This is a genomic window from Nocardia sp. 852002-51101_SCH5132738 (genome assembly GCF_001665695.1).
Taxonomy (GTDB): domain Bacteria; phylum Actinomycetota; class Actinomycetes; order Mycobacteriales; family Mycobacteriaceae; genus Nocardia; species Nocardia nova.
Window position 1 is genome coordinate 136917 of record NZ_LZML01000148.1, and the last position, 21919, is coordinate 158835.

Genomic DNA, 21919 nt, shown 5'->3' on the forward strand with positions numbered 1-21919 from the left:
CTCGCGCTCACACATATAGGATTCACGTCACACTTTGCTCTCCACCACCCCCGGAAAGGGGTAGCGCCGATGGCCTCCGCCGATCTGCTCCGCCCGCGCGACGTCGATGCGTTGCGGGCCGAGTTGCGGCAGGTCTCGGCCCTGTCCGGGATGCCGGTGGTGTTCGGCGGCGAGGTCTGCGACGGGGCGCTGATCCTGAGCGAGTTCTTCGGCACGCGCACCGCCGCGATGCGCGGACTGGTGGTATCCCCCACCTCGGGGGTGGGCGGTGCGGCCGTGGCCAGCCGGCGTCCGACATCGGTCGCGGACTACCGGGCGGCGGCGACCATCACCCATCACTACGACGGTCCGGTGTCGATGGAGGGACTGCGCGCGGTGGTCGGGGTACCGGTCGTGGTGGACGGGAGTTCCCGGGCCGTACTCTACGTCGCCAGTCGCGAACCGGGGCCGATCGGCGATCGGATCGCCGAGCTGGTGTTGCGGTCGAGCCGGCGCCTGGCCGTGGAACTGGCGGTGCGCGACGAGGTGGACCGGCGGCTGCGCCTGCAGGCGACGCGCGGGACCTCCGAGGCCACCACCGGCCTCGCGCCGGATGCCGTTGTCGCGGAACAGCTTCGGGATCTGCACGCCGAGGTGCGCGGGATCGCGCAGACACTCACCGATGCCGAGGCGCGCAAGCGGTTGCGCGCGGTATCGGACACCCTGGTGCGGTTGATGGGCGGGCCGGAGGAGACCGTGGCCGCGGACTCCGCGCCCGCACTGTCTCCGCGCGAACTGGACGTGCTGTCGTATGTGGCCCTCGGTTGCACCAATGGTGAAGCGGCACAGCGGCTTTCGCTGCGCCCGGAAACGGTGAAGAGCTATCTGCGCAGTGCGATGACGAAACTCGGCGCGCACACCAGGCACGAGGCGGTGGTCCGGGCACGGCGGTGCGGGCTGCTGCCGTGATGCCGCGGGCGGTGATCCGGCCCCGGATACGCGACTGCCGGCCCGGAAATCCGGACCGGCAGGTGCTGTGTTCCGCTCGCCGCGGCGGCGGTGTGACCGTGGTCGGTGTCGACTAGGCCTGCGGCTCGACCAGCTGGATGTCGAGCTCGATGGCGACCTTGTCGCTGAGCATGGCGGTGGGCAGGGCCGGCGCGACGTCGAATTCGCTGCGCTTGATGGTGCCGGTGGCGGTGAATCCGGCGTGGCGGCTGCCGTCCTGGAACTGCTGCAGGCCGCCCCACTCCACGTCGAGGGTGACCGGCTTGGTCACGCCACCGAGGGTCACCTCGCCGGTGACCTCGAACTCCTCGGCGACCCGCACCGGCTCGACGGCCTTGAAGTGCAGGGTGGGGCGCTCGGTGACGTTGAGCAGCTCGGCGCTGCGGACGTGCTCGTCACGCTGGGAGTTGCCGGTGTCGAACGAGTCGAGGTAGATGGTGGCCTCGATGGTGGCCGCGCCGGAGGCGTCCACGACGAAGCTGGTCTCGAAGTTGTTGAAGCGGCCGCGGACCTTGGAGATGCCCAGGTGGCGGACGGTGAAGTTCACCGAGGAGTGGGCGGGGTCCAGGGCCCAGGAACCGGTAGCGAGAGTGGTCTGCTCGGAAGTGGTCATGTCCACCAGATTTGCGGACCATGGTCCGGTTAGCCACACCGCGGTTATCCTGGGACTGGCAGGGCGTGGATAACAAGGCCCGGACAGATACAGGATGGTGTGGTGGCACGATCGGAATTCGGCGAGTTTCTCATCGCGCGGCGGGCCCAGTTGCAGCCCGAAGATGTCGGTTTACCGGCCGGGCGCCGGCGGCGGACCCCCGGACTGCGGCGCGAGGAGGTCGCCGCGCTGGCCGGGGTGAGTGTCGATTATCTCGCCCGCCTCGAACAGGGTCGCGACACCAATCCTTCCATGGCGGTGCTGGGGGCGCTGGCGGAGGCGCTGCGGCTCAACGAGGTCGAACGCCACCATTTCGGCAATCTCGCCGTCGGCATGGAACACGCCCGCGAGTGCCCATCCTCGGGTCAGGCACGGGAACAGGTCACCGACACCGTGCAGGCCGTGCTGGATGCCATGCATCCCACGCCCGCCTTCGTGGCGGGCCGGTGGCTCGACATCCTCGCCTGGAATCCGGCATGGCGCGATTTCGCCGAACCGCTGGGACTGCTCGACGACGTCGCCGAACACAATCTGGCCACCTACTTCTTCGCGCACCCGGAGGCGCCGCAGCGGTGGCGGGACTGGCCGGTCGCCGCGGAGATGATGGTGTCGACGCTTCGCTCGGCGCGCACGCACTGGCCCGACGATCCCGGACTCGACGCGCTGGTCCAGGGATTGCACCGATTTCCGGAATTCTCCTGCCGCTGGCGGGAACACCGGGTCACCGAATTCCGGTCCGGTGCGCTGCATATCGAGCATCCGCAGCGCGGCGACGTCGAGGTCGAGATCCAAAGCCTCAGTCCGGCAATCGATCAGAGCGTGCAGGTGTGGCTGGTCGACCGGCGCGCCGTGCGCAGTCCGGCACTGCGGCTGGTGAACGAATAACTCGCGCTCGGAGGATTCTTGCGCGCCCGAGTCGGCTCAGCTGTCGATCGGGACACGGAATCCGCGGTCCGCGACTCGTGAGACACCGATCACGCATAATCCAACGTGAGGATTCCTGCCGGCCGGTGTCTATCGATTCGAGCAGCGGAGGAGGTGCTGTGTGACCGAGGCGGCAGCGGCACCCGAGGCAGCGCTGGACGACGCCACCCTGACCGGGCGGGCACGTGACGGCGATGTCCGGGCTTACGAGCAACTGGTGCTGCGCTATCAGGGAGCGATGTTCCGGTTGGCGGCACGGATGCTGGCCGATCGGTCCGAGGCGGAGGACGTCATCCAGGAGGTTTTCCTGACCGCCTGGCGCCGCCTGGCTCAACTGCAGGACGACAGCGCGTTCTCGGGGTGGTTGTACCGGATGACCACCAATCGCTGCCTCAACGTCATCCGGTCCCGGCCGGACCGCACCGACGTGGATCCCGATTCCACCGAATCGCCACAGCGTGCGACCCAGCCCGAACACGCGGCACAGGTGCACAGCCAGATGGCCGCGCTCACCGCGGCGCTACAGCGGCTGACACCCGAACAGCGCGCCTGCTGGCTGTTGCGGGAGGTGCACGGCCGCTCCTACGAGGAGATTGCCGAGATCGTCGGCACCAACACCACCGCGGTTCGGGGGCGGATCGCCCGAGCCCGGGCGCAATTGGCGGAGGTGATGAAGCCGTGGCGCTGACGGAGTTGACCGAAAGCGACTACACGCTGCCCTGCGGGCGCAGCGTCGAACAGGTCTGGGACCGCCTCGATGCCGTGGAGGCGGGCCTGGCCGACGAACACGAATCGGACTGCCCGCACTGCGCGGCCGCGCGCGAGAGCCTGCTCACGCTGCGTGCCGCCACCCGTGAACTCGTCGACGAGCCGGACCCACCGCCGCCCGCGATGTTCGACCGGATCATGTCCGCGGTGCGGGCGGAAGTCCGGCGCGGCCGGATGGTGAGCCTGGCGACTCCCCATCCGGGCTCGGTCGAGGTCAGCGAGCAGGCGATCGCTGCGGTGCTGCGCTATGCCGCCGACACCGTGGCGGGCGTGCGCGCTCGCAGCTGCCGCATCGACGACCACGGACCCGATGCCGACGGCGGCCACGCGATCACGGTGGCGCTGTCGATCTCGGTCCGGCACGGCGACACCGCGGTGGAACGCGTCGTTCCGCAGGTTCGCGAACGGGTCCGCGCGGCGGCCACGGCCCGCGCCGGTCTGGCGCTCGAGCGGCTCGACATCACCGTGGTGGATGTCTACCAGGAGGAGTCGTGAGCGCGGGATTCGCGGAGAAAGCGGAATATATCGCCTCCGATGCGGTAATCGCTGCAGTAGCGGCTCGGGCCGCGACCTCGGTTCCCGGGGTGGCGCGGCTCGAGCCCGGTGTCCTCGGTCTGCTCGGCCACCTCGCCCGGACGGGGCGGCAGTGGTGGAGCAGCCAGGACATCGCACCCGGCGCGGGCGTGCGCGTCCGTCACAGCGGTGGCTGGCTGAAGGTGCAGGTCGACCTGTCGGTGACGGGCGGATGCCATGTCGGCGAGGTCGGGCAGGCGGTACAGCAGGAGGTGGTCCGGATGGTCGCGCAACAAACCGGGATGGTCGTCGACGCGGTGTCGGTGGCGATTCTGGACATTCAACCGGATGCGTCGTGACGGCCGTGAGCGAGGACGAACTGGCCGGCGAGATCGTCACCGCGATCGAATCGGTGGCGGGACTGCATCCGGCCGTCCCGCCGGGCGTCGCCCTCGCCGATTGGGTGCCGCGGCTGGGGCCGCGCTCGGCGGTGGACGTGAGCCCGGAGATCGTCGAGATCCGGGTGACGGCCTCGGCGCTGCCGCTGCCACCACTGCTGGACAAACTCGCGGCGGCCGTGGGTGAGCTGCTGGCCGCCACCCGGTGGGCCGGTGCGCGGCTGCGCATCGTGGTCACCGATTTGGACGCGGACGTCTTCGACGCCGCGGTTACCTAGATCATCGGTCTCGCCCGTGACATTTCGCCGTCGGCGGGGTCGTATCAGTGCAGGTTCGTTATCCGCTGTACCGCAAGGGAACTGAACTGGAGGTAATCATGACCAGCACGACAGCCGGTAAGGGCGCGGAGAACGCCAGGGCCGAGACGGGTAGGGACACCGGCGCCGGTCCGAGCCAGGGCGGAGCGGCTGCCAAAGCCCCCGCCCGGACCAGCAGCGCGCTGGTCAGCGAACAGGGCACCACCAGCATCGCCGATGTTGTCGTCCAGAAGATCGCCGGATTGGCGACCCGCGAGGTGCGCGGGGTGCACGACCTCGGTGGTGGCGCGGCACGCGCGTTCGGTGCCTTCCGCGATCGCATCCCCGGTGCGTCGGCCAGTGTGGGACAAGGGGTTTCGGTCGAGGTCGGGGAGACACAGGCGGCAGTGGATCTGGAGATCGTCGTCGAATACGGCGTCTCCATCGCCGAACTGGCGCGCGCGGTGCGCCGCAATGTCATCACCGCGATCGAGCAGATGACCGGTCTCGAGGTGGTCGAGGTGAACATCAACGTCAACGACGTCTTCATCGAAGAGGACGAAGATCAGCCGCCGGTCCGCGAACGGGTGCAGTGATATGAACGCCACCACGATCTGCCTGATCTTCGGTCTGTCCCTCGGATTCGCCGCGGCGTTCGGCGGATTCGGGGCCTTCGCGGTGGTGCTGATCTTCGGCGCGCTGGGACTGGTGATCGGCCGCTGGCTCGACGGCCATGTCGACCTGTCCGGTCTGATCCGCTCGGCGCAGGATCGGGGCCGGAAATGAGCGCCGCCGCGGAGACGGCGGCGGCACCGCGTCTCTCCGCGGCCGAGTTCCGGGGACGCACCACCGTCTCCGAGCGCGCGGTCCGGCGCTTGGCGGCCCGGGCGGCGCGTGAGGTCGACGGTGTCGCCGCCGGCCCCGAGGTGTCCGCGCGGGTGACGGCCGATACCGCCGTGCTGCGGGTACGACTGCCGGTCGATTATCCGATGCCGGTCGCGGTGGTCACCGAGGCGTGCCGCGAGCACCTGATGCAGCGCACCCACGAACTGTCCGGGCTCGTGGTTCCGCGGGTGGACATCGAAGTCTCCGAACTGGTCAACACGATCGAACCCGCCGGGGGCCTGCGATGAACCGCAGGCCCCGGCGCATCACCCCGGCCGTGCTGGTCGCGGTGGCGTTGCTGGTGATCGCGGTCCTCGTGGCGGTGTCGCTGATCCAAAACCTCGGCAACACGAAGGAATTGGTGTCCTACCACAGCATCGCGGTGCACCTGCACGAGACGACCTGGCACAGCTATTGGGTCCTCGGTGTCGGCATCGGGCTCGCGGTGCTCGGTGCGGTGCTGGTGCTCGCGGCGTTGCTGCCCGGGCGCCGCGTCGTGGAGGCGCTGGACGCCGAGGAGGGGATGGACGCGGGCATCACCCGGCGCAGTCTCGACGGCGCCCTCAACGATGCGGCGAGTTCGGTCGCGGGACTCGAAGCGGCGCGAGTTCGCCGGAGCCACAAGAACATTCGAGTCAGCGGCCGCGCCGCCCACCCGGACCACGCCGATCTGGAGCAGACGGTCAACGCGACGGTCGGCGACCGGCTCGCCCGCATCGGCCCGAAATCCGCCCCGCCGGTCAGCACCCGCCTGCGCGCGGCCCAGCAGCCGGAGCGGGTGGACAAGCGAGTGCATGTCCGCAAGGAGGTGTTGTGAGCGACAATCGCGCAGCGGCTCGCGACACCGACCGGGTGCGGGTGTCCCGCAGATTACGGGAGGTGTGGTGAGTTCGAGTTCGGCCAATCGTCCGGCGCGGCTCAATCGGGCGTTGCTCGCGCTCATCGGGCTGGCGCTGATCCTCGCCGGCGTCTATGCCATCCTCGCGTACGCGGGCGTGCTGCACTGGGTCGATCGGGATGCGCCGCTGGTGCCTGGGACCGCCGAGCCGTCGCAGTGGGTGTTCGTGGCGGTGGTGGCGGGCGCGGTCGTCGTGGGCCTGGCGGCGTTGCGGTGGCTGGCGGCGCAGTTCGCCCGGCTGCCGGCGCGGATGCGCTGGCATATCGGCACGGTCGGCAATACCGGTGAGACGCTGATGGATTCGAATGTCGCCGCCGCCCCGGTGGCGACCGATATCGAGTCCTACCCGGAGGTGCGCTCGGCGCAGGCCAGGCTGTCGGGGCCGGGCCGCGCACCGCACCTGCATCTGGTGGTCACAGCGGAACCCGATGCGGATCTGACCGCGCTGCGCCGGCGCATTCTCTCCGAGGCGGTGAGCCGGCTGGAGCAGGCGCTGGAGGTGGATACCGTACCGGTGTCGCTGGAATTGCGGCTCGCCGATCGCGGCCGCACCGCGCGGGCGAGGTAGTGGCCGTTCAGTCGAGGGGCCCGAGAACCCGCTCGACATAGGCGTTGGCGAAGCGCCCCTTCGGGTCCAGCCGCCGTCGCACGTCCTGGAACCGATCCCAGTCCGGATAGCGCCCGCGCAGTGTTTCCGCGGTCTGGAAGTGTCGCTTACCCCAGTGCGGACGGCCGTGGTAGCGATCGAAAATCGCTTCGCAGGCACGGAAATACGGTTCGTAGTCCATACCTCGGTACTGGTGTACGGCGATGTAGCAGGTGTCGCGGCCCCCCGCGGGGGACAGGAACGCGTCGTCGGGCGCCACGAACCGGACCTCGGTCGGCATCGGCGAATCGAACTGCTGCCCAACGGCTTTGATTTCGCGAATGGCGTCGGCGGCATATTCGCGCGGGATGGCGTATTCCATCTCGGTGAAGCGAAACAGCCTGGGGGAGGCGAACACTCGGTAGGAGCGGTCGATCTGGCGGCGGTAGCTTCCGGCGTAGGCGGCGCCCCGGTGGATCCACGGAATCAGATTCGGCTGCCGGCGCGCGAGGCGGCACAGCGCATCGAAGGTGTGGTTGGACATGAGGATGTCGGCGAACCAGTCCACGGCCTTGGCGCGCGGTTGTTCGGCCAGCGGGACGCGGTTGTTGCGCTTGGTCATCGCCAGCGGGCTGTGCGCGAACATGTAGAACTCGAAATGCTCGTTGCCGTCGACGAATTCGTCGAGTTCGGTCAGCACCTCCTCGACCGGTACGGGCCGCTCGATGCCCTCCAGGACGAACGAAGGCACCAGTTGCAGCGTCACTGCGGTCACCACACCGAGGGCGCCGAGATTCACTCGTGCCGCGCGCCAGCCGTCGGGGTCGCCGCGCTCGTCGAGTTCGACCACACTGCCGTCGGCGAGCATCAGTTCCACCGAGTGGAGTGCGGCGGAGATGTTCTGCAGCGCCGCGCCGGTGCCGTGGGTCGCGGTCGCGGTCGCCCCGGCGATCGACTGCACATCGATGTCGCCGAGGTTGGGGAAGGCGAGACCGAGCGGGTGCAGGGCGGTGCTCAGCGCGTTCAGGGTCGCGCCCGCCTCCACCCGGACCAGGCCGGTGGCGCGGTCGACCTGCAGAATCCGGTTCAGTCCCGAAAGCTGCAGCAGAGTGCCGTCGGTGAGCACGGTGTCGGTGAACGAATGCCCGGCTCCGGCCACGCGCACGGTATGGCCCGCGCGCTCGGCCCGGGCCAGCAGTTCGGCGACGTCGTCGCGTGTGCGCGGAGCGGCGTACGTGGCCGGCGCGCACCGTTGATCGCCGGCCCAGTTCACCCACGAATTGGTCATGCGTCCAACTTTAGAACATGGCCCAACTGTGCGCCAGCCCTCGTTCGAGCTCGAACGAGTCCGATCACACGGCCACGAGTGCGCCGGGAGTACTTACGTTGCGGACGGTTCGCTCGGTAACGTTGGCGGGTGCACGGTGCCGGACAGGAATTACTTTCTGCGGCAGGCGAATACGGCTTCCTTCGCGTTGTCGACGTCGTCGTCGTTGAGGGGTGGAACCGTCAGGGGCTGCCGCGGAATGCAGTCGCCGCGCACACCGTCCAGGACGATGCTCATGTAACGCCGCCACACGTCGGGGTTCACCGGCTTGGCGAAGCTGGCGATCGCCTCGACCATGTTGATCATCGCGAAGAAGTCCGAGGCGGCGATGCCGGGTCGCAGCACGCCCTCGGCGACGGCCTTGTCGAACAGGCGGGTGACCATCGGCTTGATTCGCTCGCGGACCGAGACGAAGCGCTCCATGGCGTCGGGCAGCTCCAGCATCACCTCGCCGAAGCCGCGGTTGCTGGCCATGTGTTCGCAGCTCCACTCGAACAGCCGGGTCAGTCCGTGCCAGGTGTCGGGATCGGCGTAGGCGGCCTCGGTCGCCTCGGCCATATCGTTGACGGTCTGGTCGAAGACCTCGCCGATGAGCTCCTGCTTGTTCGCGAACCGCCGGTACACCGTCCCCACGCCGACACCGGCGGCTTCGGCCACATCGTCGAGGGTCACCTCCAGGCCGCGATCGGCGAACAGCTCTCTGGCCGCTCTGAGGATGCGCGCGTGGTTGCGGGCGGCATCGGCGCGCAGGCGCCGGGGAGCGGGAGCGGCCGTGGCGTGATTCACACCCCGATATTACCAAGTTCGGGGATTAACCGGAGGCGCTCTCTCCGTTATCGTGATAGCTTTCCATGTAAGCGGAGACGACTCCTCCACTTCAACTCCACCACAACCGTCGTCGGACAAGGGGACCCATGACTTCCGCGATCGATCTCGAAAAGAGCCGGTCGGACCTGCCGTCGAGGCAGTCCTCCGGCTCCGCGGGCCGCCGTGGCTCGCACGCAATGCGCTGGTGGGTGCTCGCCGTACTCGGCGTCGCCCAGCTGATGGTCGTGCTGGACGCGACCGTGGTGAATATCGCACTTCCCGAGGCGCAGTTGGACCTCGGCTTCTCCAATGCCGACCGCCAGTGGGTGGTCACCGGTTATGCCCTCGCCTTCGGCAGCCTGCTGCTGCTGGGTGGCCGGCTGAGCGACCTGTTCGGCAGGCGTACGACCTTCATCATCGGATTGGTCGGCTTCGCGGTCGCCTCCGCGGTCGGTGGCGCCGCCAACGGATTCGAAATGCTCGTCGTGGCTCGCGTCGCCCAGGGCGTGTTCGGCGCACTGCTCGCGCCCGCCGCGCTGTCGCTGCTGACGGTGACCTTCACCGAACCGTCGGAGCGGGCCAAGGCCTTCGGCATCTTCGGCGCCGTCGCCGGTACCGGTGGTGCGCTCGGCCTGCTGCTAGGTGGCGCGCTCACCGAATGGGCCTCGTGGCGCTGGGTGATGTACGTCAACCTGATCTTCGCCGCCGTCGCGCTGGTCGGCGCCGTGCTGCTGCTGGCCAAGCACACCGCCGAGCACCGGCCCAAGCTCGACATCCCGGGCACGGTCACGGTCAGTGCCGCCCTGTTCGGCATCGTCTACGGCTTCTCGCACGCGGAATCGCACGGCTGGTCCAACGGGCTCACCCTGGCCTTCCTCATCGGCGGCACGGTGCTGCTGGGTGTGTTCGCGTGGCTCCAGACCCGGGTCGAGCATCCGCTGCTGCCGCTGCGGATCCTGCTCGACCGCACCCGGGCCGGTTCCTACATGACGGTCTTCGTCATGGGTATCGGGATGTTCGCGATCTTCCTGTTCCTGACCTACTACATGCAGCTGACGCTGAAGTACTCGCCGATCATGACCGGCGTCGCGTTCCTGCCGATGATCGCGGCGATGATCGCCTCCTCGACCACCGTGCCCTCGCTGCTGCTGCCCAAGATCGGACCGAAGATCACCGTCGCCGCGGGCTTCCTGGTCGCGGCCGCCGGGATGGCGTGGCTGACCCGCATCGGACTGGACACCGGCTACGCCTCGCACATCCTCCCGGCGCTGATTCTGCTGGGCCTGGGTCTCGGTGGCGCCATGTCGACCGCCTTCCAGGGCTCGACCGCCGGCGTGCACCACGAGGATGCCGGTGTGGCATCGGCGATGGTGAACACCAGCCAGCAGGTCGGTGGTTCGATCGGCACCGCGTTGCTGAGCACCATCGCGTCCTCGGCGGCGGCGAACTACCTGTCGGGCCGCCAGCCCAGCCAGCTCGCGGTCGCCGAATCGCTGATCAAGAGCTACACCACCAGCTTCTGGTGGGCGACAGCGATTTTCGTGGTCGGCGCGGTCCTCGCGGCGGTGCTGATGCCCAGCACCGCACCGGCCCCGGCCGAGGGCGAGCCGGTGCTGGCGCACTGAGTTCGGCACCTGCGGCCGCGTAGAACGCTGCGGGACAATCGAATAGGGGCGGTGCCCCGGACTCGTGGAGTCCGGGGCACCGTCATGTATCGGTCGATGCCGATGCCGGCTGTGGTGCGGGTTCCGATGGTGGTGCGGGTGGCAGTGCGGGGGCGCGGGCGAGGCGTCAGGTGCGAAACCCGGTGAACGGTTCGCCGAACGCGAAGGCGGCACCGGCACGGAATACCGCGATGTCGTGGTTCTCGCGTGGTTCGTATCCGCCGCCGCGTGCTGTTCGCACGCTTGCCCCGGCCGCCGGTGGTGGTGGGCGCGACCGAAGTAGGCCGATCGGCGGTGCGTCGACGAGCCGCACCTCGTGCCCTGAGTCCCAGGATCGGCAGGTGCCGATACGAGAGGGACGCGCCCGAACGCCGTTCGGCGGCTGCCGCCGTGGACGGGGCCGCGATGCGCCGGCGTCCATCCGGGCAGAGACCGGTGCGAATTCGGTTGTTACTCTCCGTGGCGCCGTGAGCAAACCGATGGCTAGCGACAGGGCGGTGCTGGTGAAGCGGTTCGGGGTGAGTGGCATCGAGCCCTGTGCGGCCCGCCGGCCGGCGGGCACGAGCCGAACAGGGCAGGGCGAATCCGTCGCCCCGGACCTCGGCCGGTCGCGGGCGCACAGCCGGTGCGGCGAGCCCGCGTGACCCGGATGCGGGCCGCGGCTCGGTCGCTGACAGTTAGCATGGCTCCACACATTCGGTCGGGCAGGGAGGTGCACCAGGTGGGTTCGCGGACCGGCGCCACGGTGATGGACACGCCGGAGGGGCCGAGTGTCCTGCGCACGAGTTTTTGCTCGTCGCAAGCGAATCCGTTAGTCTGGACAGCTCTCTGTGGCATATGCGACCGCTGCTCCGCCCGATCGGACGACGTTCTAGACTGCACGGATCGGGTGTGGCGGGTCCGCCGCTCGGATGGACGGGCGGACGGTGGTGACAGCGCGCGGCGCGGCAGAACGGACAACTGGTACGGCACGACGACAGGGGGTTGGCGATGAGTGAAGCACCGGACGAGTCCGCGATGCAGATCGTCACCGAAGCCGATGCGTGGCAGCCGGATCCACGCTGGCGGTCCGCGGCCCGCTTGACGGTGCTGCTGGGTGAGGACGACCACTACAAGCATCGGCCCCGCTATCACGAGATCGTGCGGCGGGCTCGCGACAGCGGCCTGGCCGGGGCCAGCGTCTGGCGCGGTATGGAGGGCTACGGCGTCTCCTCGCGCATCCACACCACCCGCATGCTGGATCTCGCCGAGAACCTGCCCGTGATGGTGATGATCATCGACGATTCGCAGCTGCTGCGCGATTTCGTGGTGGCCAACGCCGAACTCTTCGAATCCGGGACCGTGACCCTGTCCGCGGTCCAGGTGTGGCAGTCGGGCGGGGTGTCGCCGTGATTGTGATGACGAGCCGGGCGCAGGTGCCGAGGAAGGGAGGCCCGAGCATGGCCCACGATCGAGCCGGCCGACCGGCGCGGGCCGGCGATCTCGAGGATCTGCCGCATCTGGTGACGGCGTACTACAGCCGCATCCCCGATCCTGCCGAACCCGCGCAGCAGGTGGCATTCGGTACCTCCGGACACCGCGGTTCGAGCCTCGATTGTGCGTTCAACGAGGCGCATATCCTCGCCATCACACAGGCGATCGTCGAGTATCGCGCCACCCGCGGTATCACCGGCCCGGTATATCTGGCTCGCGACACCCACGCGCTCTCGGAACCGGCGTGGACCACCGCGCTGGAGGTGCTGGCCGCCAACGACGTGACCGCCGTGATCGACAGCCGCGGGCGCTACACGCCCACTCCGGCGCTCAGTCACGCTGTGCTGCGCCACAATCGGGGCGGCACCCGCCATCAGGCCGACGGCATCGTGGTCACGCCCTCGCACAATCCGCCCCGCGACGGCGGTTTCAAATACAACCCGCCGCACGGCGGCCCGGCCGACACCGTCGCGACCGACGCCATCGCCGACCGCGCCAACGAACTGCTGCGCGGCGGGCTGGCCGGGATCAAACGCACCACGCTGCAGCACGCGCTGGCCACCGGTGTGCAGCGCTACGACTACCTCGATCAGTACATCGCCGATCTGCCGAACGTGTTGAATCTGGACGCCGTGCGCGGCGCCGGAATCCGGCTGGGCGCGGATCCGATGGGCGGGGCCAGCGTCGACTACTGGGAGGAGATCGGCCAGCGCTACGACCTCGAACTCGAGGTGGTCAATCCGTTCGTCGACCCGACCTGGCGGTTCATGACCCTCGACAGCGACGGCAAGATCCGGATGGATCCGTCCTCGCGCTATGCGATGGCCTCGCTGGTGGCGATCCGCGACGACTACGACATCTCCACCGGCAACGACGCCGACGCCGACCGGCACGGCATCGTGACACCCGATGCGGGATTGATGAATCCGAACCACTTCCTGGCGGTGGCGATCGAATATCTGGTCGCGAACCGGATGGGGTGGGACGCGCTGACCAAGATCGGCAAGACCGCGGTGACCTCCTCGATGATCGATCGGGTGGTGGGCGTGCTGGGCCGGCAGACCCACGAGGTGCCGGTCGGCTTCAAATGGTTCGTCCCCGGATTGTTCAGTGGTTCCCTGGCTTTCGGTGGCGAGGAGAGCGCCGGAGCCTCGTTCCTGCGCCACGACGGCACGGTGTGGACCACGGACAAGGACGGCATCCTGCTGGCACTGCTGGCCGCCGAGATCACCGCGGTCACCGGCCAGAGTCCGTCGGCGCGCTATGCCGAACTCGAAAAGCGTTACGGCACACCGGCTTACGCTCGCATCGATGCCGTCGCGAATGCCGAGCAGAAGCGGCGGCTGGCCGCGCTGACGCCGGACGACATCGCCACCACCGAAATCGCGGGGGAATCGGTGCTGTCGGTGCAGACCCGCGCCCGCGGCAACGGCGCGGCGCTGGGCGGGGTGAAGGTGACCACCGAGAACGCGTGGTTCGCGGCGCGTCCGTCGGGCACCGAGGACAAGTACAAGATCTACGCCGAATCCTTCGAGGGGCCCGAACATCTGACTCGGGTGCAGGCGGCGGCGGAGGAAGTGGTCGGACGCGCACTCGGCATCGAGGAGCCCGCGGTCGACTGATTCGCGGAAATGTGGTGAGCGATAGTTACTGTGCCGGTTCCCGGCTGCCCGCCGAGACCTGGGTGCTGATCGGCGCGGCATTCATCATCGCCCTCGGATTCGGGCTGGTCGCACCGGCATTGCCGCAGTTCGCGCGCAGCTTCGGCGTCGGCGTCGCGGCCGCCTCGGCGATCGTGAGCAGTTTCGCGCTGATGCGCCTGCTGTTCGCGCCGGTGAGCGGGCGGCTGGTCCAGCGATTCGGTGAGCGCGCGCTGTATCTGACAGGTCTGCTGATCGTGGCCCTGTCCACGGGCGCGTGCGCGCTGGCGCAGACCTATTGGCAGCTGATCGTGCTGCGTTCGCTGGGTGGAATCGGATCCACCATGTTCACGGTGTCCTCGCTGGGGCTGGTCATCCGGTTGTCGCCGCCCGGCGAACGCGGGCGGGTCTCGGGGTTGTGGTCCACCAGTTTCCTGATCGGCTCGCTGGCCGGTCCGCTGCTCGGCGGTGCGCTGAGCGGGCTGAGATTGCGCGCCCCGTTCGCGATCTACGCGGTGGCCCTGCTGGCGGCGAGTGCGGTGGTGTTCTGGAAGCTGCGCGGATCGCAGCTGGCCGAACCGGTGGGCGCGGAGCCCATGCCGGTGGTGAGTTTCGGCCGCGCACTGGGGGATCCGGTGTACCGCGCGGTGCTGTGGTCCAATTTCGCCAACGGCGCGGCGGTGTTCGGGGTGCGGATGGCGCTGGTTCCGCTGCTGGTGGTGGAGGTGCTCGGCGAGTCCCCGGGAGTGGCCGGGGTGGCGTTGACGGTTTTCGCCGCGGGAAACGCCGCGGTGCTGTTCGCCTCCGGCCGGATGTCGGATCGGTGGGGGCGCAGACCCTTCCTGATCGCCGGCACCCTCGTGTGCGCGACGGGCACGATCGCGCTGGGGCTTGCGCCGAATCTGGTGTGGCTGCTGGGGGCCTCGTTCGTGGCCGGTCTGGGCTCGGGAATGTACATACCCGCGCAGCAGGCCGCCGTCGCCGATGTGATCGGCCCGCGGGCGCGCGGCGGCCCGGTGCTGGCCGGATTTCAGATGGCCGCCGATCTGGGCACCGTGGTGGGCCCGATCGCGATCGGGTGGCTGGCACAGCGGGCATCGTTCGGATTCGCGCTCGCGGTGACCGGTGCGCTGCTGGTGGTGGCCGCGGCCGGATGGACGGTGGTGCGAGAGCCGCTGCGGCGGCATCCGGTCACCGCGACCGTCGACTGATTTCCGCCACTCGGCCGCGCGGTCCTACCTGGCGGGAGCATCGGCTTTCGATCGCCGCGACCGCCCTACCCTGTGGCCGACCTACTGGATCCACAGATCGGAGATCATTGTGCCGGCTCGTCGCATGCGTAAATCGGCTCGGATCGGCGTCGGTGCCCTGGCAGTGGGATTGCTGGCCGCCGCCTGCTCCGGGGCGTCCGATACCGATCCAGCCGCCCCTGCCGCCCTGCGCGCGGGGCAGTTGCTGACCGCGCGGCCGCTGACGAATGGCGCCGCTCTGTCCGGCGCGGCGAGCACTCGCCTGATCACCTATGTCTCCGACGATGCGCACGGGCAGCCGATCGTGGTGTCGGGCACCGTCGCGGTGCCCGCGGGAGCGCCGCCGAAGGACGGCTGGCCGGTGCTCAGCTGGGCGCACGGCACCACCGGTTACGCCGACACCTGTGCCCCTTCCGCCGACACCGCGGACGGCCCGGACCACGATTACCTGGGGCCGGTGAACCGGGTCCTCGACGCCTGGATCGCCAAGGGCTACGCGGTGGTCCAGACCGACTACGAGGGGCTCGGTACACCCGGCGGGCATCCGTACATCAACGGCACGAGCGAGGCCGATACGGTCGTCGACATCGTGCGCGCGGCCCGGGCGCTGGATCCCTCGATCGGGAAACGCTGGGTGGTCGCCGGGCACAGCCAGGGCGGACAGGCGGCCTTGTTCACCGCGCAGGCCGGGGCCGAGCGGGCGCCCGAGTTGGAGCTGAAGGGTGCGGTGTCGATCGCGCCCGGCGGGGTGGGGCTCAGCGGCACCGTCGACTACCTGCGATCGAATCGCCCCGGCGCCGAAGCCGCCGAGGCTTTCCTGCCGGTGATTCTGCTGGGGGCCCATGCCGCCGAACCGGCCATCGATCCGGACGCATTGGTGACGCCACAGGCCGCGCCGCTGCTCACGGCCGCGCGGACCGGATGCCTCGCCCAGATCCGCGCGGTGCCATCGGTGCCGCCGGCCCAGGTCTTCGCGCCGAACGCGGACGTCGGACCGCTGACCCGCTATCTGGACGCGCAGGACCCCAGCCGCGTGACGCCGACCGTCCCGACATTGATCGCGCAGGGCACGGCCGATGCCGCCGTCGCGCAACCGGGGACCGACGCGCTGGTGAAAAGCTTGTGCGGCAGGGGAGTGCACGTCGATTACCGGGTCTACGCCGGCCAGGATCATCGCGGCAGTGTGTCCGCGTCTCTGGCCGACGCCCAGGATTTCGTGGCGCGGGTGATGGCGGGCGAGTCGACGCCCGCCACCTGCGGGCGCTGAATCTCGCTGTGCCGCAGATAGCTCGCATCGACCGGGTCCCGCTGAATGAGAGCCCGAGACCGCGACTCCATGCACTGTGACATGTTCCATATGCATGTTGTTTGCGCATCACCGTCGGCCTCGTTCGGCAATTCCGCAGTGCCACGGTGAGTTTCGAGAGGAGAACCGATGAGGGCTCAACGCTGGATAGCCGGCACCACGCTCGCCATCGCGACCGTCACCGCTTCGTCCGCATACGCCACGGCCGGTCCTGTCCCGTCGGATGCCGCGGCGCCGAGCGGTACGGTGCCCGACGACGCTGTGCACTACCGGGCCGTGAATACCGGTGGCGCAGCGGAGATCACCACCGATTCCGGCTCGATGGACGTCTCGGACGGGATCTTCCGGATCAGATCCGCCTCCGGTGTGGTGCTGGCCGGAATCCCGCTGACGATTCGCGTCGACGACGTCGACTATCCGGTGGAGGCGTCGATTCGTGACCACACCGCCACTCTGACCCCGGTCGCGCTGCCCTTCGAGGACGAGGCGCCGTGGCGCACCCGCTACGAGCGGGAGCAGGCGGCGTTTTCCCGTGCGGCACTGCAGATTACGACCGCCGCGGCCGGTGGCGCTGCGGTCGGCACCGCGATCGGTGGTATCGCCGGATGTGTGGGCGGAGCGCTGGTCGGGGCCGTCGTCACCGGGATTCTGGCGGCGCTGTTCGGCGCGGGCCCCCTGGCGGGCTGCTTGGCCGGTATCGCCGTGGGGGCGGGAGTCGGTGCCTTCGCCGGCGCCTTGCTGGTCGCGGCCCCGGTGGCCGTCGCCTCGGTCGTCCAGTACTTCACCACCGTCAACGAGCCGTTCGTCCCGAAGGGCCAGCCGGCGAAGTGAGAATTGTGTTGTATCGGCGCCGAACTCGCGCCGGCGGCCACGCGGCATCCGGTGCGAGTTCGGCGCTGTGCTGTGAAAAATGCTGAGGGAGAGCATCTTTCGGCAGGTCAGCGGATGGTGCCGACTCCCGGAACGAGAGGCAGGTCGAGCGGCGTCACCCAGCCGGGTGGCAGGGCGTTGACCGCGGGGACGGCATTCAGGGCACGCATTCCGGTGGCGAGACATCCCGCCACGGCGGGCGTGCGCCCGGATCCGTCGGTGAACCGGAAGGACGTCTCCTGAGAAATGGACGGCGAGCCGACGATATCGACCCGATACACATCGTCCTTCGTGCCGGCGGGCCAGTCGGGAGCCGCGTCGGTGCCGATGCGGTTGACGTGTTCGAGGGTGATGACCTCGCGGCCGTGGTAGACGCCGTTGATGGTGAACCGGATGGCGGCGACGTTGCCGGCCGCGACGACGCCCTTCGCGGACGGGCGATCCACGGGTGTCACCCATTTCTCCCAGGTGGTGGTGACGGCGTCGAGTTCGATGCCCACGGCGGTCGCGATCATCGGCACGGTGGCGCCCCAGGCCATGATCAGCAGATCGGGGATCTCCAGCATGGCCTGGAATTCCGGCGGCCGCCCGATGCCCATCTCGACCTCGTAATCGCCTTCGTAGGCGGTGTAGTCGAGTAGCTCCGAGGCGCGTACCGACTCCACCTCGCCACACAGGCCCAGCAGAGTCATCGGGAACAGGTCGTTGGCGAAGCCGGGATCGATACCGGTGGTGAAGCAGGACGCGCCGCCCGCCGCGCAGGCCTCGGTGATCGGATCGCGCCAGGCGGCGGGGGTCTGCGCCATATCCGGCCACACCCACGGTGTCATCGCGGTGGAGCACACGTCGATTCCCGCCCGCAGGAACGACCCGATGACCCGGATGTTCTCGTCGGCGAACTGTGCGGTCGGCCCGTAATGCACCACCGCATCCGGGCGCAGTGCGATCAGTTCCTCCACCGATTCCGTGGCCCGGATGCCGGTTTCACCACCCCCGCACAGCAGTCCGGCGTCGCGCCCGACCTTGTCCGCGTTGCTGACGCCGACGCCTACGAGTTCGAAGAGCGGATGGCGGATGATCTCGGCGAGCACCATGGAGCCCACCACACCGGTACCCCAGAGGACGATTCGCTTCTTCGCGTAGGTCACCGGAACTCCTTGCAGCTGTGAGTATTTCAGTTGTGGTATTCGCCGCAGTCGACGGTGAGAATCTGGCCCGTCACGGCGGAGGCGAGGTCGGTGGCCAGGAACAGGGCGGCGCGGGCCACCTCTTCGGGGGAGGCGAGGCGTTTGAGGTCGGTCGGCTCGGCCTTGCGCCGGTAGATCTCCTCATGGGTGACGCCGTCCTGGGCGGCGAGCCAGTCGAAGTAGGCCTTGTTCACGTCCTCGTAGATGTAGGAGGGCGCGACACTGTTGACCCGGATGCCGCGCGGGCCCAATTCGGTCGCCAGCGACGAGGCCAAATGAGCGAGTGTGCCTTTCGACAGCTTGTAGCCGGCGTAGATCGGCTCGGAATCGAAGCTCACACAGGAATTGAGCATGATGATCGAGCCGCGTGTCGCGGCCAGCGCATCGGCGAACAGCGTCGAAAGCCGCAGTGGCGCGAAGACATTGGTCTCGTTCGCGGTCCGCAAGGCGTCCAGTTCGATGCCGGTGATCGGTTCCATCGGCGGGATCGCGAAGGCGTTGTTGATCAGGCAGTCCACCCGGCCGAATTCGGCGAGGGCGCGGTCCACCAGCGCCCGCCGCTGCTCCTCGTCGGTGATGTCGGTGGGCACCACCAGTGCCTTGCGGCCGTGGGACCGCACCACCTCGGCCATCTTCTCCAGCCGGCGTTCGGTGCGGCTGACCAGCACCAGATCCGCGCCCATCCGGGCGGCCTCGGCGCCCAGTGCGCGGCCCAGGCCCGGGCCGACACCCGACAGCACGACAACCTTGCCCTCGAGCAGGGGGAGTGGCCGGTACGTATCCGCGGTGGCGATCGGCTGGTCGGTAGTGGACACGACTTCTCCTCGGATTCAGCAGTTACAGAATGTAACGACTCAGATGTGACAGACTGTAACGACTGATGCTCGCGCTGACAAGGACGGTTGTGTCGTGAACGCTCGCCATCGACTCGGTCCGCATCGCGATCCGGAGGTGGATCGAGCGGTCCTCGAGGCCGCACGCGAGCTGCTGGTGGAACGCGGCTATGCCGCCGTCTCGATCGATGCGATCGCCACCCGGGCCGGGGTGAGCCGGCCCGCCATCTACCGGCGCTGGCCGTCGAAGGCGCATCTGATCGCGCGAGCGGTCTTTCCGGATGTGGGCGGCGAGGACGAGGCGAGCGATCTGATCGAGGAGATCCGCACGGTTATCCGGGGCACGATTCACCTCTTCGGGGCCCGGCCCGCGCGCGAGGCGATGCCCGGGTTGATGACCGAGATGCGAGCGGATTCCGGTCTGTACCAGAAACTTTCGGCACGACTGGATACGCCGACCCGGCGCGAACTCGCGCGGTATCTCGATTCCGGGGCCGTGCGTGGCGGAATCGACTCCGACACGGTGCTGGACATGATCGCCGGTGCCGCCTTGTTCGCCATGTGTATCCGGGATATCGACGATACGGAGGGTTTCGCCCGGTCGCTCGAGGAATTGGTCCTCTACGGGCTGGTCGGCGTGCCCGCGAGCGAGGCGGAGGAACCGCGGGCGTAGGCGGGTGAAATCCGGTTGCCGGGAAATCTGACGGCCGGATTCCGGCGACGGACCGGTTTTGGCAGAGTGGACGCCGTGAATTCCTCGGATTCGAAATACACCCCGCGACCGATGTCGAACCGCACCACCTACGCACTGGGTGCGGTGGCTCTGGTCGTGGTCGCGGTGATCGTGGTGCTCGTCGTGCGCTGGAACAGCGACCATGGTCTGACGGTGCAGGAGGACGGTTACGGCGCCGCGCACGATCCGGCGGTCCAGGCACTACTGGATTCCGACGGCGCGATCGTGCTCGGTAAGACTTCGGCCGCGAAGACCATCGATATGTTCGAGGATCCGATGTGCCCGTCCTGCGGGGCGCTCGAGCATTACTACGGACAGCAGATCGCCAAAGCGATCGACCAGGGAAAGCTCGCGGTGCGCTATCGGTTCGTGAACTTCCTGGATCCCAAGTCCAGCAGTAAGGACTATTCGACCCGCGCGGTGGCCGCGAGCGAATGTGTGGCCGATGCCGGTGACGGACCGGTGTTTTCGAAGTTCCACATGGCGCTGTTCACCACGAAGCAGCCCAGTGAGGACGGCGGCAATCTGACCAACGATGAATTGGCCGCGATCGCCAAGGATTCCGGTGCGTCAGCGGAGGTGCAGTCCTGTATCGCCAAGGGCGACCGGGTGGATTCCGCGCGCAACCACGCCCAGTCGTCGCTGGCGGCGTTGAAGGATGCGGTCGGTCAGGTGCAGACACCCACCGTGCTCGACGGCGGTAAGAATGTCGATGTGGAAAATTCGGATTGGGTCACCAAGCTCGTGAGCTGATCGCAGTCGCGCGGCGATGTCGCGCTGGTCGAGGTCCCGGCCCGGACGGTATCCCCAACCGCCCGGGCCGGAGTCGTAGAGCCGGCGTTCAACAGATTTCGTCGTCGCCGAGCAGCACCTCGTAGATGCGATTGCGGGCGTCCGCGATCGCGTTCACGGTGTCACGCAATTGTCCCGCCATGGCGGCATATCCGGCGCCCGCGGCCGTCCGGTCGAGTTCGGATTCCAGCCGGAGCCGCAACTTCTCGAGCGCGGCGATCCGTTCCCGTTCCACACCGGCGTCGATAACGGTCGGCGCGGGTGGACGATCCTGGCAAGTCATGGTGTTCGCGGTGTCCTCCGATCACTGGGGTGGGCAGTAGTAGTGGAACGAAAGTTGTTCAGCGGCGGTAACTTTCACCGGACAGGAGACAGTCCTCCGGAGTGCCCTCCGCGAGTCGTCGATGCACCAGAGCGTGTTCTCCGATCGGGTAGCCCGGGTCGAGTGTCGAAACAGGCGCTGCTGCAACGGATGTGGTGACCGGGCCGGAACCGACGACGGGCGTTTCGGAATCCCGGTGCGGAAACAGATAACGGCCTATCTCGTCGACCGTGGTGTGCACATCCCCGGTCGGGCTCGTCCACCGCAGCCGGTCCGCATCGAGCCGCCGCACCTCCCAGCGAGTCTTGTGCTGCACGGTGAGCAGCGCCAAGCGGGAATGATGGGGACACAACGTGAACCGTCCGGGGGCGCCACGCCGATGTCTCGAGCCGTGGACGGTATCGCCGGACCGATCCGCATCGGTAGTGCCCGTGCTCCCCTCCGGCACGGGCATATCGGTTGCCACCGCGACCATTACGCAGCCCGGGAATGCGCACAGTCCGTCGATTCGGAGGGCGGATTCGGCGATGGTGACCGATTCACCCCGTTCGGCGATCCGCCGAGCAAGTTCCGCGTCGATCGGCCCGTAGCCCGCCAGATAGGCGGGCTCCTCGCTCTCCCCGCTCAGGGCTTCGGCGCTGACACCGACCTGGATCAGCGGGCGGCGAGTCCGGGCTCGCCCGGACCTGCGTGGGACATTCGATGCGGATGATTCGGAACCTGTTGCGGTGCAGCGCTTTCCCCGTCCGCAGGCGCAATCGAGTCGCTCCGCGCCCTCGGCGAGGGCGACGAGTGCGTCCGCGCGGCG

The 21919-nt window shown here is 68.5% G+C and carries 25 protein-coding genes and 1 pseudogene; 19 read left to right on the top strand and 7 right to left on the bottom strand.

From position 1 onward, the window contains the following. Positions 1-69: 69 nt before the first annotated feature. Positions 70-948 carry a LuxR C-terminal-related transcriptional regulator gene (locus A5789_RS22355; protein ID WP_064904411.1) on the top strand — a complete coding sequence of 293 codons (879 nt, stop codon included), beginning with the start codon at positions 70-72 and terminating at the stop codon, positions 946-948. 112 nt (positions 949-1060) lie between these two features. On the opposite strand, the gene A5789_RS22360 is transcribed toward A5789_RS22355, so the two are convergent. Next, a complete protein-coding gene (locus A5789_RS22360) occupies positions 1061-1600 on the bottom strand; it encodes a YceI family protein (RefSeq protein WP_063030099.1) in 540 nt (179 codons plus the stop codon). 102 nt (positions 1601-1702) lie between these two features. Between A5789_RS22360 and A5789_RS22365 the strand changes: the two genes are divergently transcribed. The 10 genes from A5789_RS22365 to A5789_RS22410 all read left to right on the top strand — a co-directional run bounded on the left by A5789_RS22365 (position 1703) and on the right by A5789_RS22410 (position 6889). After that, a complete protein-coding gene (locus A5789_RS22365) occupies positions 1703-2524 on the top strand; it encodes a helix-turn-helix domain-containing protein (protein WP_030515542.1) in 822 nt (273 codons plus the stop codon). Between the two features lie 160 nt (positions 2525-2684). Further along, on the top strand, positions 2685-3251 hold the full coding sequence (locus tag A5789_RS22370; RefSeq protein ID WP_082857409.1) for an RNA polymerase sigma factor: 567 nt from the start codon (positions 2685-2687) through the stop codon (positions 3249-3251). Next, a complete protein-coding gene (locus A5789_RS22375) occupies positions 3242-3826 on the top strand; it encodes an anti-sigma factor (protein WP_064904412.1) in 585 nt (194 codons plus the stop codon). Before A5789_RS22370 ends, A5789_RS22375 begins: the two co-directional genes overlap by 10 nt. Then, a complete protein-coding gene (locus A5789_RS22380) occupies positions 3823-4203 on the top strand; it encodes an Asp23/Gls24 family envelope stress response protein (RefSeq protein WP_063018306.1) in 381 nt (126 codons plus the stop codon). The genes A5789_RS22375 and A5789_RS22380 overlap by 4 nt, the downstream gene beginning before the upstream one ends. After that, positions 4200-4520, top strand: coding sequence for a hypothetical protein (locus tag A5789_RS22385; RefSeq protein WP_063018304.1), 321 nt, complete (start codon positions 4200-4202; stop codon positions 4518-4520). The genes A5789_RS22380 and A5789_RS22385 overlap by 4 nt, the downstream gene beginning before the upstream one ends. Positions 4521-4618: 98 nt before the next feature. Next, on the top strand, positions 4619-5134 hold the full coding sequence (locus A5789_RS22390; protein WP_063018336.1) for an Asp23/Gls24 family envelope stress response protein: 516 nt from the start codon (positions 4619-4621) through the stop codon (positions 5132-5134). Between the two features lies 1 nt (position 5135). Beyond that, the gene (locus tag A5789_RS22395) at positions 5136-5324 is read left to right on the top strand and encodes a hypothetical protein (protein WP_030515548.1); all 189 of its coding nucleotides are present in this window, start codon (positions 5136-5138) and stop codon (positions 5322-5324) included. After that, positions 5321-5671, top strand: a complete 351-nt coding sequence (locus tag A5789_RS22400) for a hypothetical protein (protein WP_064904413.1) — start codon at positions 5321-5323, stop codon at positions 5669-5671. The genes A5789_RS22395 and A5789_RS22400 overlap by 4 nt, the downstream gene beginning before the upstream one ends. Then, positions 5668-6240 (top strand): DUF6286 domain-containing protein, encoded by a 573-nt coding sequence (locus A5789_RS22405; RefSeq protein ID WP_082940877.1) that lies wholly within the window; start codon positions 5668-5670, stop codon positions 6238-6240. The genes A5789_RS22400 and A5789_RS22405 overlap by 4 nt, the downstream gene beginning before the upstream one ends. 67 nt (positions 6241-6307) lie before the next feature. Further along, entirely contained in the window at positions 6308-6889 is a 582-nt protein-coding gene (locus A5789_RS22410) for a hypothetical protein (RefSeq protein ID WP_063018334.1), read from the top strand. A gap of 7 nt (positions 6890-6896) precedes the next feature. Here A5789_RS22410 and A5789_RS22415 read toward each other — a convergent pair whose 3' ends face one another. Both A5789_RS22415 and A5789_RS22420 read right to left on the bottom strand, forming a co-directional pair. Then, on the bottom strand, positions 6897-8195 hold the full coding sequence (locus A5789_RS22415; RefSeq protein ID WP_063018298.1) for a D-arabinono-1,4-lactone oxidase: 1299 nt from the start codon (positions 8193-8195) through the stop codon (positions 6897-6899). Between the two features lie 150 nt (positions 8196-8345). Beyond that, positions 8346-9020 carry a TetR/AcrR family transcriptional regulator gene (locus A5789_RS22420; protein ID WP_030515553.1) on the bottom strand — a complete coding sequence of 225 codons (675 nt, stop codon included), beginning with the start codon at positions 9018-9020 and terminating at the stop codon, positions 8346-8348. Positions 9021-9148: 128 nt separating this feature from the next. Between A5789_RS22420 and A5789_RS22425 the strand changes: the two genes are divergently transcribed. The 6 genes from A5789_RS22425 (at position 9149) to A5789_RS22450 (ending at position 17205) form a co-directional block, all read left to right on the top strand. Beyond that, positions 9149-10666 (top strand): MFS transporter, encoded by a 1518-nt coding sequence (locus A5789_RS22425; protein ID WP_030515554.1) that lies wholly within the window; start codon positions 9149-9151, stop codon positions 10664-10666. A 1029-nt stretch (positions 10667-11695) separates the two neighbouring features. Further along, positions 11696-12097, top strand: coding sequence for a DUF190 domain-containing protein (locus tag A5789_RS22430; protein ID WP_081879496.1), 402 nt, complete (start codon positions 11696-11698; stop codon positions 12095-12097). Positions 12098-12144: 47 nt separating this feature from the next. Beyond that, positions 12145-13800, top strand: coding sequence for a phosphoglucomutase (alpha-D-glucose-1,6-bisphosphate-dependent) (gene pgm, locus A5789_RS22435; RefSeq protein WP_064904428.1), 1656 nt, complete (start codon positions 12145-12147; stop codon positions 13798-13800). Between the two features lie 14 nt (positions 13801-13814). Further along, positions 13815-15029, top strand: coding sequence for an MFS transporter (locus A5789_RS22440; protein WP_193615479.1), 1215 nt, complete (start codon positions 13815-13817; stop codon positions 15027-15029). Positions 15030-15153: 124 nt separating this feature from the next. Beyond that, positions 15154-16335, top strand: a complete 1182-nt coding sequence (locus A5789_RS22445) for a S9 family peptidase (protein WP_064904414.1) — start codon at positions 15154-15156, stop codon at positions 16333-16335. 168 nt (positions 16336-16503) lie between these two features. Next, entirely contained in the window at positions 16504-17205 is a 702-nt protein-coding gene (locus tag A5789_RS22450; RefSeq protein ID WP_064904416.1) for a hypothetical protein, read from the top strand. Between the two features lie 107 nt (positions 17206-17312). Here A5789_RS22450 and A5789_RS22455 read toward each other — a convergent pair whose 3' ends face one another. Further along, positions 17313-18338: a hypothetical protein gene (locus tag A5789_RS22455; protein WP_064904430.1), complete on the bottom strand. Its 1026-nt coding sequence runs from the start codon at positions 18336-18338 to the stop codon at positions 17313-17315. A gap of 80 nt (positions 18339-18418) precedes the next feature. Next, positions 18419-19246, bottom strand: a complete 828-nt coding sequence (locus A5789_RS22460) for an SDR family oxidoreductase (RefSeq protein WP_227462753.1) — start codon at positions 19244-19246, stop codon at positions 18419-18421. Positions 19247-19340: 94 nt separating this feature from the next. Between A5789_RS22460 and A5789_RS22465 the strand changes: the two genes are divergently transcribed. Together A5789_RS22465 and A5789_RS22470 are read left to right on the top strand one after the other, a co-directional pair. Further along, positions 19341-19937, top strand: coding sequence for a TetR/AcrR family transcriptional regulator (locus tag A5789_RS22465; RefSeq protein WP_063017546.1), 597 nt, complete (start codon positions 19341-19343; stop codon positions 19935-19937). 75 nt (positions 19938-20012) lie between these two features. Beyond that, the gene (locus tag A5789_RS22470) at positions 20013-20750 is read left to right on the top strand and encodes a thioredoxin domain-containing protein (RefSeq protein ID WP_307617971.1); all 738 of its coding nucleotides are present in this window, start codon (positions 20013-20015) and stop codon (positions 20748-20750) included. Positions 20751-20838: 88 nt separating this feature from the next. On the opposite strand, the gene A5789_RS22475 is transcribed toward A5789_RS22470, so the two are convergent. Next, entirely contained in the window at positions 20839-21072 is a 234-nt protein-coding gene (locus A5789_RS22475; RefSeq protein ID WP_063017548.1) for a hypothetical protein, read from the bottom strand. A gap of 58 nt (positions 21073-21130) precedes the next feature. Then, positions 21131-21919, bottom strand: a pseudogene (locus tag A5789_RS38020) (hypothetical protein); the annotation flags it as partial.

Excerpts from the sequence above, each read along its gene's own strand:
- A5789_RS22415 (WP_063018298.1), bottom strand. The coding sequence starts at position 8,195 with ATGACCAATTCGTGGGTGAACTGGGCCGGCGATCAACGGTGCGCGCCG.
- A5789_RS22360 (WP_063030099.1), bottom strand. The coding sequence starts at position 1,600 with ATGACCACTTCCGAGCAGACCACTCTCGCTACCGGTTCCTGGGCCCTG.
- A5789_RS22430 (WP_081879496.1), top strand. The coding sequence starts at position 11,696 with ATGAGTGAAGCACCGGACGAGTCCGCGATGCAGATCGTCACCGAAGCC.
- A5789_RS22400 (WP_064904413.1), top strand. The coding sequence starts at position 5,321 with ATGAGCGCCGCCGCGGAGACGGCGGCGGCACCGCGTCTCTCCGCGGCC.
- A5789_RS22455 (WP_064904430.1), bottom strand. The coding sequence starts at position 18,338 with ATGGTGCTCGCCGAGATCATCCGCCATCCGCTCTTCGAACTCGTAGGC.
- A5789_RS22445 (WP_064904414.1), top strand. The coding sequence starts at position 15,154 with ATGCGTAAATCGGCTCGGATCGGCGTCGGTGCCCTGGCAGTGGGATTG.
- A5789_RS22405 (WP_082940877.1), top strand. The coding sequence starts at position 5,668 with ATGAACCGCAGGCCCCGGCGCATCACCCCGGCCGTGCTGGTCGCGGTG.
- A5789_RS22425 (WP_030515554.1), top strand. The coding sequence starts at position 9,149 with ATGACTTCCGCGATCGATCTCGAAAAGAGCCGGTCGGACCTGCCGTCG.
- A5789_RS22390 (WP_063018336.1), top strand. The coding sequence starts at position 4,619 with ATGACCAGCACGACAGCCGGTAAGGGCGCGGAGAACGCCAGGGCCGAG.
- pgm (WP_064904428.1), top strand. The coding sequence starts at position 12,145 with ATGGCCCACGATCGAGCCGGCCGACCGGCGCGGGCCGGCGATCTCGAG.
- A5789_RS22475 (WP_063017548.1), bottom strand. The coding sequence starts at position 21,072 with ATGACTTGCCAGGATCGTCCACCCGCGCCGACCGTTATCGACGCCGGT.
- A5789_RS22355 (WP_064904411.1), top strand. The coding sequence starts at position 70 with ATGGCCTCCGCCGATCTGCTCCGCCCGCGCGACGTCGATGCGTTGCGG.
- A5789_RS22395 (WP_030515548.1), top strand. The coding sequence starts at position 5,136 with ATGAACGCCACCACGATCTGCCTGATCTTCGGTCTGTCCCTCGGATTC.
- A5789_RS22450 (WP_064904416.1), top strand. The coding sequence starts at position 16,504 with ATGAGGGCTCAACGCTGGATAGCCGGCACCACGCTCGCCATCGCGACC.